Source organism: Streptomyces sp. NPDC039609, from assembly GCF_055596705.1.
Map to the genome: position 1 here is coordinate 345,648 of NZ_JBVIUJ010000005.1, position 12,690 is coordinate 358,337.

General features: G+C 69.6%; 14 protein-coding genes. 8 read left to right on the forward strand and 6 right to left on the reverse strand.

All coding sequences use genetic code 11. From position 1 onward, the window contains the following. Nucleotides 1–131: 131 nt before the first annotated feature. The gene (locus tag ACZ561_RS16910) at nt 132–2,201 is read left to right on the forward strand and encodes a PIG-L family deacetylase (protein WP_470995230.1); all 2,070 of its coding nucleotides are present in this window, start codon (nt 132–134) and stop codon (nt 2,199–2,201) included. A gap of 107 nt (nt 2,202–2,308) precedes the next feature. Here the strand turns inward: ACZ561_RS16910 and tuf are convergent, their stop codons facing one another. The 5 genes from tuf to ACZ561_RS16935 all read right to left on the reverse strand — a co-directional run bounded on the left by tuf (nt 2,309) and on the right by ACZ561_RS16935 (nt 7,527). Continuing rightward, the gene (tuf, locus tag ACZ561_RS16915; RefSeq protein WP_147980746.1) at nt 2,309–3,502 is read right to left on the reverse strand and encodes an elongation factor Tu; all 1,194 of its coding nucleotides are present in this window, start codon (nt 3,500–3,502) and stop codon (nt 2,309–2,311) included. A gap of 151 nt (nt 3,503–3,653) precedes the next feature. Beyond that, nucleotides 3,654–5,783 (reverse strand): elongation factor G, encoded by a 2,130-nt coding sequence (gene fusA / locus ACZ561_RS16920; protein ID WP_361965489.1) that lies wholly within the window; start codon nt 5,781–5,783, stop codon nt 3,654–3,656. 39 nt (nt 5,784–5,822) lie between these two features. Then, nucleotides 5,823–6,293, reverse strand: a complete 471-nt coding sequence (gene rpsG, locus ACZ561_RS16925; RefSeq protein ID WP_003966970.1) for a 30S ribosomal protein S7 — start codon at nt 6,291–6,293, stop codon at nt 5,823–5,825. Nucleotides 6,294–6,295: 2 nt separating this feature from the next. Beyond that, complete coding sequence (gene rpsL / locus ACZ561_RS16930; protein WP_003948652.1) at nt 6,296–6,667, reverse strand: 30S ribosomal protein S12; 372 nt, start codon at nt 6,665–6,667, stop codon at nt 6,296–6,298. A gap of 410 nt (nt 6,668–7,077) precedes the next feature. Next, nucleotides 7,078–7,527, reverse strand: coding sequence for a helix-turn-helix domain-containing protein (locus tag ACZ561_RS16935; protein WP_376446249.1), 450 nt, complete (start codon nt 7,525–7,527; stop codon nt 7,078–7,080). A gap of 239 nt (nt 7,528–7,766) precedes the next feature. On the opposite strand from ACZ561_RS16935, the gene ACZ561_RS16940 reads away from it, so the two are divergent. The 7 genes from ACZ561_RS16940 (at nt 7,767) to ACZ561_RS16970 (ending at nt 11,718) form a co-directional block, all read left to right on the forward strand. Then, complete coding sequence (locus ACZ561_RS16940) at nt 7,767–8,042, forward strand: WhiB family transcriptional regulator (RefSeq protein WP_470995236.1); 276 nt, start codon at nt 7,767–7,769, stop codon at nt 8,040–8,042. After that, nucleotides 8,035–8,814, forward strand: coding sequence for a hypothetical protein (locus ACZ561_RS16945; RefSeq protein ID WP_470995239.1), 780 nt, complete (start codon nt 8,035–8,037; stop codon nt 8,812–8,814). The genes ACZ561_RS16940 and ACZ561_RS16945 overlap by 8 nt, the downstream gene beginning before the upstream one ends. Then, nucleotides 8,808–9,011, forward strand: a complete 204-nt coding sequence (locus ACZ561_RS16950) for a MerR family transcriptional regulator (protein ID WP_376446257.1) — start codon at nt 8,808–8,810, stop codon at nt 9,009–9,011. The genes ACZ561_RS16945 and ACZ561_RS16950 overlap by 7 nt, the downstream gene beginning before the upstream one ends. Before the next feature lie 775 nt (nt 9,012–9,786). Further along, nucleotides 9,787–10,194 (forward strand): hypothetical protein, encoded by a 408-nt coding sequence (locus ACZ561_RS16955; RefSeq protein WP_470995242.1) that lies wholly within the window; start codon nt 9,787–9,789, stop codon nt 10,192–10,194. A 129-nt stretch (nt 10,195–10,323) separates the two neighbouring features. Continuing rightward, the gene (locus ACZ561_RS16960; protein ID WP_470995245.1) at nt 10,324–10,926 is read left to right on the forward strand and encodes a phage tail tube protein; all 603 of its coding nucleotides are present in this window, start codon (nt 10,324–10,326) and stop codon (nt 10,924–10,926) included. A 91-nt stretch (nt 10,927–11,017) separates the two neighbouring features. Continuing rightward, complete coding sequence (locus tag ACZ561_RS16965; RefSeq protein WP_470995248.1) at nt 11,018–11,308, forward strand: hypothetical protein; 291 nt, start codon at nt 11,018–11,020, stop codon at nt 11,306–11,308. Nucleotides 11,309–11,421: 113 nt separating this feature from the next. After that, entirely contained in the window at nt 11,422–11,718 is a 297-nt protein-coding gene (locus ACZ561_RS16970) for a hypothetical protein (RefSeq protein WP_470995251.1), read from the forward strand. A 50-nt stretch (nt 11,719–11,768) separates the two neighbouring features. Here ACZ561_RS16970 and ACZ561_RS16975 read toward each other — a convergent pair whose 3' ends face one another. Beyond that, nucleotides 11,769–12,587 (reverse strand): hypothetical protein, encoded by an 819-nt coding sequence (locus tag ACZ561_RS16975; protein ID WP_470995254.1) that lies wholly within the window; start codon nt 12,585–12,587, stop codon nt 11,769–11,771. Nucleotides 12,588–12,690 lie beyond the last annotated feature (103 nt).

Here is a 12,690-nt window from a genome sequence, read left to right on the forward strand (position 1 = left end):
GCAACCCTCCGTACCGCCAAGCCGTCTAGCTAGGCGCGGATCTCGGCCCCGACCTGGCCGTCCGCCGTTTCAGGGGACGTTCAGGGACCGGCACGGACCGGTCGGCGGCACGGGGGAAGCAGGAAGCAGCAGTGGACCACATATCCAGGCCCGCTACGGGTGGCCTGCCCCGGCGGCGCGGTGTTCTCGCGGCCGCCGTGGCCCTCGGTACGGCAACCCTCGCGGGCTCGCTCGCCGGGTGCTCCGTACCCGCTCCACGCCGTACCGGGCCCACCGCCGACCCCGCTCCGGGGATGCCGATCGCCAGCACGCGGCGGGCGCAGCTCATTCAGTTCGCCGCACACCCGGACGACGACCTGTACTTCATGAATCCGGACACCCAGCGGATGCTGGACGCCGGCGTCCCGCTCGTCTCCGTCTATGTCACCGCGGGCGAGCACACGGGCCGCAATCGCATCGCCGGAATGCCCGACACTCCCCCGGACAGGGCCGCCTACTCCTCCGCCCGCCACCAGGGCCTGCGCCAGGCGTACGCGACGCTCCTCGGGCTCGACGAGTTCACGCCCTGGCAGCGGGCCGTCACCACTCTCCGCGGCGGGCGGCGGGCCGAGATCGACACGCTCGTGCACGGCGGCCGGCGGGTCGAGCTGATCTTCCTCAATCTGCCGATGCACACCTCGCGGCGCTACATGGCCGTGCCCGCGCTGTGGCACGACCGCGCGCTCGAACTGCGTACGCATCTCTCCGCCGGCTCCCCCGTCGACCGGTCGGACACCTACGACCACGACCAGCTGATCGACGTCCTCGTGGGCCTCCTCGACCGCTACCGGCCGACCGTCGTCCAGACCCTCGACCCGGACCCCGACATCCAGATCGGCGACGAGGCGACCCGCAAGCGCGACAGCGAGCAGCCCGGCTACTCCGACCACGGCGATCACACGGCCGTCGCCTGCTTCTCCTGGGCCGCGCTGATCCGCTGGGTGGCCGAGGCGCAGCAGGGTCCGGGGGCGATACCGGCGTTCGTCGCGACCGCGTTCCGCGGCTACTACAACCGTCACTGGCCGAAGAACCTCCCGCCCCAGGTCCTCGCGGAGAAGGCCGCGCACCTCGTCCCGTACGGCGGAGATCCGTCCTGGCAGTGCGGCAATCCGTCGGGCTGCGGTGACTACGGCGTGGGCGGGGACCGTCCCCTGACCAACCGGAAGGGCTGGGTACGTGCCACCCACCACCGCTGGCCGGGCGCGGGGCCGGCCGTCGTGGCACGGCCCGGCGAGCGGCTCGACGCCTACGGGGTGCTGGGGCTGCGTGCCGTCCGCTGGCGGGAGACGGAGAAGGGGTCCGGTCTGTGGGGCGAGCCGGAGGACCTCGGCGGCGGACCGCTCGCGCCCGCGCTGGGCTCGGCCACGCTCCCCGACGGCCGGGTGCTGCTCTTCGGGGTGCGGTTCGCCGCGTTCGACGGCCACGGCGGGGCGAACAGGCGGGAGGTCGTCCTGCTGGAGCAGCGCTCCTCCGGCGGCCCGTTCCTCGCATGGCGGGGGCTCGGCAATCCGGAGCGGGGCGACGACCGGGGGCGCCGGATCGGCGTGCCGGTGGCCGTGACCGCCCCCGACGGCCGGGTCCATCTCTTCGTACGCGACGCGGACAAGGGTGTGTCCACGCGCGTACGGGCCACCGACGGGACCTGGTCGTCGTGGCGACGCCTGCCCGGCACCGAGACCGGCGCCGACGAGGTCCAGGACGGTCTGGACGCCGTGGTCGACACCGCCGGGCGCGTCCATCTCCTGGCGGCGGGCCGGCAGTACGTCCGGCGCTGGATCGACGGCGCTCCGGCCGCCCCGCTCCCGGGCGCGGGCGACCCGGTCGCCGCCGTCCCGGCCCCTGGTGCCGGCGCGCTGGAGGTGTACTACCGCAAGCCGGCGGCGAAGGAGCTGCTGTCGGGACGCGGGAACGCGTCCTTCGACGGATACGGCCCGGTGGCCGCCGCGGCGGACGGCGGTGGAGCCGTACTGCTCGGCAGGGACCTGCGGGGCCGGATCCAGCTGCGGCGGGGCGGCAGGCTCTGGACCCGTACGCAGGGAACGACTCCCGTCCAGGCGGCGGCGCTGCGGCTCGTCCCCGACGGCCCGCTGGCCGTGGGTCTCGGCGCCGACGCCCACCCGTGGCTCTGGCGCCCGACCGACCTGACCGGCGCCTCGGAGTAGGGAGCACGGAACGGAAACGACGAGGGCCCCCGATCCGCCGCGAACGGCGGGCCGGGGGCCCTCTTATGACGCTCCGTCAGGAGCGGCACAGGTCATACGGTCAACAATTACTTGTTGATCTTGACGACCTGGCCGGCGCCCACGGTCCGGCCACCCTCACGGATGGCGAACTTCAGGCCCTCCTCCATGGCGACGGGCTGGATCAGCTCGACGGTCATGGAGGTGTTGTCGCCCGGCATGACCATCTCGGTGCCCTCGGGGAGGGTCACGACGCCGGTCACGTCCGTGGTACGGAAGTAGAACTGCGGGCGGTAGTTGTTGAAGAACGGGGTGTGACGGCCACCCTCGTCCTTCGACAGGATGTAGGCCTGGGCCTCGAAGCTGGTGTGCGGCGTAACCGAACCCGGCTTGATGATGACCTGGCCGCGCTCGACGTCCTCGCGCTTGATGCCACGGAGGAGCAGACCGACGTTCTCGCCCGCCTGGCCCTCGTCGAGCAGCTTGCGGAACATCTCGATGCCGGTGACCGTGGTGGTGACCTTCTCGGTCTTGATACCGACGATGTCGACGGTCTCGTTGACCTTGAGGACACCACGCTCGATACGACCGGTGACGACGGTGCCACGACCGGTGATCGTGAAGACGTCCTCGATCGGCATCAGGAACGGCTTGTCGACGTCACGCTCGGGCTGCGGGATCGCCTCGTCGACGGCGGCCATCAGGTTCAGGACCGACTGGCCCCACTCCTTGTCGCCCTCGAGCGCCTTGAGCGCCGAGACCTTGACGACCGGCAGGTCGTCGCCCGGGAACTCGTACTCGGAGAGGAGCTCACGAACCTCGAGCTCGACGAGCTCCAGGATCTCCTCGTCGTCCACCATGTCGGCCTTGTTCAGGGCGACGACGATGTACGGAACGCCGACCTGGCGGGCCAGGAGCACGTGCTCCTTGGTCTGCGGCATCGGGCCGTCGGTGGCGGCGACCACGAGGATGGCGCCGTCCATCTGCGCCGCACCCGTGATCATGTTCTTGATGTAGTCCGCGTGACCGGGGCAGTCGACGTGGGCGTAGTGACGCGACTCGGTCTGGTACTCGACGTGCGCGATGGAGATGGTGATACCGCGCTGGCGCTCCTCAGGAGCCTTGTCGATCTGGTCGAAGGCCGAGGCCTCGTTCAGGTCCGGGTACGCGTCGTGCAGCACCTTGGTAATGGCGGCCGTGAGGGTCGTCTTACCGTGGTCAATGTGACCGATGGTGCCGATGTTGACGTGCGGCTTAGTCCGCTCGAACTTCGCCTTCGCCACTGGGGTCCTCCTGGAGTGGTTCTGAACGCCTTGCTTCATCGGCGCCAGGTGATCTTTGCTGGGATGCCATCCGCCGGGGCCCGATCCCTCGGGTTTCGTGGGGCGAAGCCCCGGCGACTGGTGTCAAGCCTAAAGCGTGCACTCGGGTGAGTTACTCGCCCTTGGCCTTCGCGATGATCTCCTCGGCGACGTTCCGGGGAACCTCGGCGTAGGAGTCGAACTGCATCGAGTAGCTTGCGCGACCCGAGGTCTTGCTACGGAGGTCTCCGACGTAGCCGAACATCTCCGAGAGGGGCACGAGGCCCTTCACGACGCGAGCGCCGCTGCGCTCCTCCATGGCCTGAATCTGACCACGGCGGGAGTTGATGTCGCCGATGACCTCGCCCATGTAGTCCTCGGGCGTGGTGACCTCGACGGACATCATCGGCTCGAGGATGACCGGCGAAGCCTTGCGCGCGGCCTCCTTGAAGGCCTGCGAACCGGCGATCTTGAACGCGAGTTCGGAGGAGTCGACCTCGTGGTAGCCACCGTCGAGAAGGATGACGCGGACGCCAGTCATCTCGTAGCCGGCCAGGATGCCGAACTGCATGGCCTCCTGCGCACCGGCGTCGACCGAAGGGATGTACTCCTTCGGGATGCGGCCACCGGTGACCTTGTTCACGAACTCGTACGAGGCGTCGCCGCCCTCGATGGGCTCGATCGCGATCTGCACCTTGGCGAACTGACCGGTACCACCGGTCTGCTTCTTGTGGGTGAAGTCCACGCGCTCGACGGCCTTGCGGATCGTCTCGCGGTACGCGACCTGCGGCTTGCCGACGTTCGCCTCGACCTTGAACTCGCGACGCATACGGTCGACGAGGATGTCGAGGTGAAGCTCGCCCATACCACCGATGATGGTCTGGCCGGTCTCCTCGTCCGAGTGAACCTGGAAGGAGGGGTCCTCCTCCGCGAGACGCTGGATGGCGACACCCAGCTTCTCCTGGTCACCCTTGGACTTGGGCTCGATCGCGACCTGAATGACCGGCGCCGGGAAGTCCATGGACTCCAGGATGACCGGGTTCTTCTCGTCGCACAGCGTCTCACCGGTGGTGGTCTGCTTCAGGCCCATGACGGCGACGATGTCGCCGGCGCCCACCGAGTCGATCTCCTCACGCTTGTTCGCGTGCATGCGGTAGATCTTGCCGATGCGCTCACGCTTGCCCTTGACGGAGTTCAGCACCGAGGTGCCGGCCTCCAGGCGACCGGAGTAGATCCGGACGAAGGTGAGCTTGCCGAGGTGCGGGTCGCTCGCGATCTTGAAGGCGAGCGCGGAGAGCGGCTCGTCCTCGGAAGGCTTGCGCTTCACGACGACCTCGGCGTCCTTGACGTCGTGGCCCTCGATGGCCTCGACGTCCAGGGGCGAGGGGAGGTAGCGGACGACCGCGTCGAGCAGGGGCTGAACACCCTTGTTCTTGAACGCGGTGCCACAGAAGACGGGGGTGATCGTCTTCTCGCCGCCACCCTTGCCGGAGGCGATGGTGATACGACGGATCGCGGCGTACAGCTGCTCCTCGGTGGGCTCCTGGCCCTCGAGGAAGAGCTCCATGATCTCTTCGTCGTTCTCCGCGACGGTCTCGACCAGCTTGCCGCGCCACTCTTCAGCAGCCTCGGTGTGCGTGGCCGGGATGTCGACGACGTCGTACATCTCGCCCTTGGTCGCCTCGGCGGACCAGACCAGAGCCTTCATGCGGACGAGGTCCACAACACCCTGGAAGTCCATCTCGGAACCGATGGGGAGCTGCATGACGATCGGGACGGCGCCGAGGCGCTCCACGATCATGTCGACACAGCGGTGGAACTCGGCACCCGTACGGTCGAGCTTGTTGACGAAGCAGATACGCGGAACGCCGTAGCGGTCCGCCTGACGCCAGACAGTCTCGGACTGGGGCTCGACACCGGCGACGCCGTCGAACACCGTCACAGCACCGTCGAGCACGCGGAGCGAACGCTCCACCTCGACGGTGAAGTCGACGTGGCCCGGGGTGTCGATGATGTTGATGGTGTGATCGACGTCCTCGAGCGGCCAGTGGCAGGTCGTCGCGGCGGACGTGATGGTGATGCCGCGCTCCTGCTCCTGCTCCATCCAGTCCATCGTGGCAGCGCCGTCGTGGACTTCACCGATCTTGTACGAGACGCCGGTGTAGAACAGGATCCGCTCGGTGGTGGTCGTCTTGCCCGCGTCGATGTGAGCCATGATGCCGATGTTGCGCACCTTGGCAAGGTCAAGCGAAGTGGTAGCCATATCGGCTCAGTCTTCTCTCGGTCTCGATGTGGGTTGCGACTACCAGCGGTAGTGCGCGAAGGCCTTGTTGGACTCGGCCATCTTGTGCGTGTCCTCACGCTTCTTGACCGAAGCACCGAGGCCGTTGGAGGCGTCGAGGAGCTCGTTCATGAGGCGCTCGGTCATGGTCTTCTCGCGACGGGCGCGGGAGTAACCCACGAGCCAGCGGAGCGCGAGGGTGGAGGCGCGACCGGGCTTGACCTCGATCGGCACCTGGTAGGTGGCGCCACCGACACGGCGGGACTTGACCTCGAGGGACGGCTTCACGTTCTCGAGCGCGCGCTTCAGCGTGATGACCGGGTCGTTGCCGGTCTTCTCGCGGAGGCCTTCCATGGCGCCGTAGACGATGCGCTCGGCGGTGGAGCGCTTGCCGTCCAGCAGGATCTTGTTGATCAGCGAGGTGACAAGAGGAGAGCTGTAGACCGGGTCGATGATGACCGGGCGCTTCGGGGCGGGGCCCTTACGAGGCATTCTTACTTCTCCTTCTTGGCGCCGTAGCGGCTGCGAGCCTGCTTACGGTTCTTGACGCCCTGCGTGTCGAGGGAACCGCGGATGATCTTGTAACGAACACCCGGCAGGTCCTTCACACGGCCACCACGCACGAGCACGATGGAGTGCTCCTGCAGGTTGTGACCCTCACCCGGGATGTAGGCCGTGACCTCGATGCCCGAGGTCAGACGCACACGCGCGACCTTACGGAGGGCCGAGTTCGGCTTCTTCGGGGTGGTCGTGAACACACGCGTGCAGACGCCGCGACGCTGAGGGGAACCCTCGAGTGCGGGCGTCTTGTTCTTCTCGACCTTGTCCTGCCGGCCCTTCCGGACCAGCTGCTGGATCGTAGGCACTACTTCTCCGGTTTCTGTGTGCCGTCGTAAAACTAACCTGGAACACAGCACCGACCCACGCGGTCGGGTGTGTCGAATACTGCGGACCTCCGCCGAGGGCGGAAAAGGCGCAGATTGCGGTGGCCGTTGACGAACTCGCCGTGCGGCTGATGACACGCACACGAGCCCAGGCACACCCCAGGCACAAGGTCTGAGCGTACCTATCGCATGGACTCCGGTCAAAACAAATGCCCATGCGCACGGGCACCCGGCCGACGACGGAGAACGAATCCCGGAACAGTGGGTACGCCGGCCGTGACGGAGAGCCTGTGGGCCCGAGCGGAATCACCCTCCCGGTGGGCATCACGGGGAGCCCGTGGCCCGCCGGGATGGTCCTCCCGGCGGGCCTGCGGCGCGGGTGCGCGCGGGGGTCATTCCCGGGTGGCGCGGCGCGGCTCGCCGGGGGTTCGCGGCTCGGCCTCCTCCTCGCCGGGCTCCAGGAACTGGTTGACGACCTTGACGAACACGCCCATCCGCTCGTCGGGGACGCCGAGCCAGCGGGCGAAGTCCTCCATGGTGGGCTGCCAGTCGCCCGGCGGCAGCAGATCCGCCGCCAGGGGCAGCTCGTCCGGGGTGACCCGGCCGGACCGGATCAGCATGTCGCGTACGGAGACCCCGAGAAGGGGGGCGATCCTGCGCATGGTCTCCAGGTCGGGCATGCTCTGCCGCTGCAGCAGCCGGGTCACGGCAGCCCGGTGCACGCCGGCCTCGTCCGCGATCCGGGATTTTCCTCCACCGCGCGGACTGTCGATGTCGTAGCCGCGCGCTCTCATCAGGCCTTCCACCCAGCCTGCGAACTCGTCGAGCCCTTGAGTGCTCATGTACAGCTCCCTAACTCCCCCACCCTCCGGGGACCACACTCTAGCGTGCTTGCGCGCAAAGAATTACGTGCTTTTGAGCGCGCAACCGTGTCGAATCGGTGAAGGGTGCTCCACAAATTTGTTGCGCGCTCGCACGCAACATGTCACTCTCTGACTCGCCGCCGCACTCGTCGGCCTCACGAGTCCCAGGAGTCACACCGGCCCCATGGGCTCGGTGGCCCGGACCGTGGAGAAGAACCTTGCTCCTGCCCGACTCGTCCTCATGGCAGGCCGCCGCCGCGTGCGTCGGCCTCTCCCCGTCCGTCGTCTTCACCCGCCGCGCCCAGCAAGCGGCCCCTGCGCTGCGTGCCTGCGCCGCCTGTCCCGTCCGCCGCGAGTGCGAGACGGCCGTGGCCCCCGCGGAGAGCTGGTTCGACGGCGTATGCGCGGGCCGTCTCTGGCGCAACGGCCGTGCCGTGCCCGAGGCGCGTACGGCAAAGGTGCTGAGCGTCGCCGCCGGGGGCGTCCGTGGCTGAGCCCGCCGTCGAACGGATCCTCACCGACATCGCCCTGTGGGCCACCTCCCTCGCCCGGCAGTTCCCCGAGCTCGCCGAGGAGCTCGCGCCCGGCCGCCGCTCGCCCACCGGCGCCGCACCCGCCGCGCCGCATCCCGGCCGCGACGAACTGATCCGCGAGGAGCGCCGCGAGGCGCTGCTGCTCCAGCAGCGGCACGGGCTCGTGGTCCCGGGCCACGGCGCCGCGCCTATCCGGCTGCACGTCAGCGATGCGATCCGCGACATCACGGACGGTGTGGTGGAGCTGGAGGAGGCGGTACGCGCCCGGCTCGGTCTCCCCCGTCCCGGCCGCGCCCCGGTCGCGGAGCGGCTGCGGCGGACCATGGCCCTGCTCGACGAGATCGCGGTCCACCCCGACCTGGCCCGGCACGTGCGCGACGAACTGCGCCGGATGGCGCGGCGGTGCGCGCGGACGCTCGGCGACACGGAGACGGTCGTCCGGGTCTCGGGCCGCTGCCCGTGGTGCGACTCGGTGTCGCTGCGGGCGTTCCCGGACCGGCGGGCGGTGCTGTGCGTGAACCCGGCATGCGTCTGCACGGACGAAGTGTGCGGCTGCCAGGACGACCCGGCGTACCGGCACCTGTGGCCGGAGGAGCGGTGGGGCGAGCTGGCCGACACGTCGGGCGCCCGTACGGAGGACATCGAGTCAGCGATGGACACGCCCACGAGCACCCTGGGGGGGACCACCCGGGAAGACCAGGACACCGAGGCCACCGAGGAGCCCCCGTGCTGACGTCCCCGACCCTGCCGGCCCTGATCCCCGGCCCCCTGGCCGCCGAGGAGGCCGGCGTCGCCCCTGCGACGATCCGCAAGTGGGTCCAACTGGGCCATCTGCGGGCGGCCGGCAAGGCGGGCCGGGCTCAACTGTTCCGCCTGGAGGACGTGTTCGCGGCGGAACGAACCGCCCGCCGCCGCCCTCGTACCGCATAGACCGTCCGTACGCCCACACGGAACGACGAGGCGCCCCGTACCTCTCCCGAGAGATACGGGGCGCCTCGTCGTTCCTCGGGTATCGACCGCCACGTCGGCGAGCCTCGCCTGGAGTGCGGTGCCGGGCGGGACGGGCTCACGGAGCACAGGGGGGTACGGGTCATGAGCTGGTACGTGCTGGTGGAGGCGAACGAGACGTACGGCGGCGACAGCACGTGGGACCTGGTGGCAAGGTCCCCGTCGAAGGCGGCGGGAAGCGGCCATCGCCCGGGCCGAGGAGATAAGCCGCACGTCGTTTGAGCGGCATCCCGCCCGAGGTGGAGGGCCGCCTCGTCTTCCGTACGTCTCCGACGAGTTGGCTCGTGGAGAAGTCCCGCTCGGTGCGGCACGAGCGCTCCGCGGAGCCGATCAAGCACACCCGACACATACGCGTCCACGTCGCCGAGCTGGTGATGGCGCAGGAGCCGGCCCCTCGATCCCCCGGAAGGGCCGGCTACGGAGGTAGCCGCCCTCGGCCGATCGGGCCCTCCCGGCCGGGAGATTCCAGCCGATCGACGAATTAGTTGCGTGCGCGCACGCTCTCTGTCACAGTTGGTGCAGCGGCGGAGCTGTGCCCGAACAACGGGCGACGGCTTCGCCGTTCGCCGTCCGGGAGCGCTCCGCGCCCCCTCCCCCTTCCCCGCGTCGAGCGCCCCGGACGGCCCCCCGCACCGCCTCGCACCGCCCCGTCCCGCCTCCCCTTCCCTTCCCTTCCCTTCCACCGAGGAGAACCGTCATGACCACTCCCCCGAGTGCGTTCCCGGACGTCGAGAAGCTGGTCGTCGACGTCCTCAAGGCCGACCCGGCCCTCACCGGCGCCACGATCGCCGTCCAGGCGCCGGCCGGCTTCGACGGCACGCAGAGCGCCGTCCTGGTCAACCGCCGCGGCGGCGCCTGGATCGGCGACCTGCACGTCGACAAGCCGCTGATCGAGTTCGAGGTGTACGGGCCGACCAAGAACGCGGCCCACGTCCTCGCCAACGGCGCCCGGCGCGCGCTGCTCGCCACCATCGGCAAGCAGATCGGCGTCAACCTCGTTCACGACGTGGAGGAGATGGACGGGCCGCGCTGGCTGCCGGACTACCTCTACCGGGGAGCCAACCGCTACCTCTGCGTGATCCAGCTCTCCCTGAGCGTCTTCTGAGCCCGTCCGGCTCCCTGACGGACGCTCACCCCACAGACCAGGCCTCGCCGTCCGGCGGGGCCTTTGTCGTACCCGGGCACTCCGCCCGGTGCGGCACCCCACCCCTCTCGACACAAGGAGAAACCCACCATGGCCGGAAACAACTCCGCCGAAATCCGCGTCGCAGGCATCGGCAAGCTCTACGTGGCCAATGCCGGCACCGACATCCCGGCCTTCGGCACCGACTCCGCCACCGACTGGGCGTCCTGGACGGACCTCGGCTTCACCACCGGTGACGGCGTCACCTTCTCGAAGAAGGACAAGCTGGAGGCCATCGACTCGTGGCAGTCGGTCTCCCCGGTGCACTACATCTACTCGGCCCGTGACCTCTCGCTGAAGTTCTCCATGCTCCAGTTCAACGAGGACACGCTGCCGTTCTTCATGGGCGGCGGCAAGGTCGAGGCGGCGGCCGCGCCGGCGACCGACACCTACAAGTACGAGATCGCCGAGCGTCCGTTCGCGGACGTGCGCGCCCTCGGCCTGGAGTTCACCGACGTCAAGGCCGGTGGCACGACCGCGGTCACCTACCGCTTCATCATCCCCCGCGGCCAGGTCACCGCGTCCGACGACATCAAGCTGGCCCGCAAGGCGGCGTCGCAGCTGGGCATCACCTTCACGGCCATGTCGAACGGCAACGGCAAGCCGCTGGCCTCCTTCCTCATGAAGGACAGCCAGTACAGCACCACCGTCTGACCTCTGCTCCACCCCGGGGCGGGACGGCGGACCGCCGTCCCGCCCCGCCCCCTCTCCTCTTCACTCACTCGAACAAGGAGTACGCATCACCATGGCCCGTTTCGACGTCAACGCCGCCCGCGCCCAGCGCCTGGAGGCCCACGGCCGCACCTGGTCCTTCGAGCTGGACGGCGAGTCCTTCACCCTGCCCACCGAGCTCTCCCGCGCGACCGCCAAGGGGCTGCGCAAGCTCGACGACAACGACGTGGACGGCCTGCTCGCGCTCCTGATGGGTGAGGAGCAGTTCACCCGCTTCGAGGAGCACGACCTCACGATGCAGGACGTCGCCGCCATCCTGGAGGCCTACGGCAAGGAGACCGGGCTCGGCCTGGGGGAAGGCTGAGCCTCGTCGAGTTCGTCGACGAACACGCCGAGGCCCTTGAGGCGGATCTCCTCCGCCATTACCGCGTCGATCTCCTCGACTGGCACCGGGGCGAGCTGTCCAGCCGGCGGCTCATGACGCTGATCACGCATCTGCCACGGGACAGCGCCGTGCAGCGGGAGCTGCACGGCGAGGCCGCGGAGTGGTCGGTCACCGACCATCTCCTCGCGGCGGCGGTGGACCATCTGGCCGTCGCCAACTGGATGTTCCAGTGCGTCAACACCGGCGAGGACGGCGATCAGCCCGAGTACCCGACGCCCGTCCCGCGTCCCGCTGTCGACAACGAGGACGAGGAATCACAGGCCGAGAGCACGGCAGGGAGCACGGACGATGCGATCTCTCCCGCCGGTCTCGCCCGGTTCTTCGGCTGACATGGCGTCCGCCGGAGCCGCACCCCCATCGCCCCCGGAGCCCGTTCCCTTCAGGGAGCGGGCTCCGGGGGCGCTTCCTGTGCTCGCTCGGCGGCCAGGTCCTCCTCCAGGGCCTTGGCCCGTTCGGACAGCCGGCGCCCCTTGCGCGCGGAGGGCTCCGGTTCGCCGTGTTCGGGCGTACGCCGGTCGGTCCCGGAGCCGGTCTGTGCGGGTACCCCGGCGAGCGGCGGCACAATGGGCCGACCGCCCTTGCCGCGGACGACCTTCCGGACGGACTGGGCGTTCCTGCGGGTGCGGCTCTCCTGGGCGGTCAGCAGGACGTCGGAATCGACGACGGGTTCCTCGGCGCGGGGGCGGGAGACCTCCTCGTCCTGCCGCGGGGAAGCTGCGGTGGTGTGCTGGGGCTCGTCCGCCGGAAGCTCATGCTCCGGCCGCCGGTCGAGGAGTTCGCGCTCCCTGCGTATCCGTTCCTCCGCCTGGACGACTGCGGTGGGAGGTGTGAGGAGCCGCGTGAACGGCAGGGGGATGACGCGGGCGCCGTCGCCCTCGCCGGCGTCCACGCGTCGGTGGGGACGGCGGATTCCACGCGCGTCACCCTGACCCTGCGCATAGGCGTCGGCCACTCGCTTCTCGTACTCGCCCCGTATGCGCGGGAGCTCCTCCGACATGGCCTCGGCCCAGCCGGCGGCGAAGGCGGAGGCTTCGCGCCGGTCGACCTCGGCGCGCGGTATCACGACGAGGTCCTCCGGCCCGTACCCGTACGCGTGGACCAGCTCGGAGAGCCGTGCGAAGAGATGAGGCAGATCCGGATGGGACGCGAGCCAGTCGACGGCGCGCTCCCGCCGGTCAGCACCCGGCTCCGTGTCCATGCGTCAGCACTGCCTTCCACACCCCCTGGGGTCCCCACGCGCCCCTCGCGTCCCCCCGCCCCCCGACTGTGTCAGGGCCGGGGAACGCGCCATCCAGAGTACC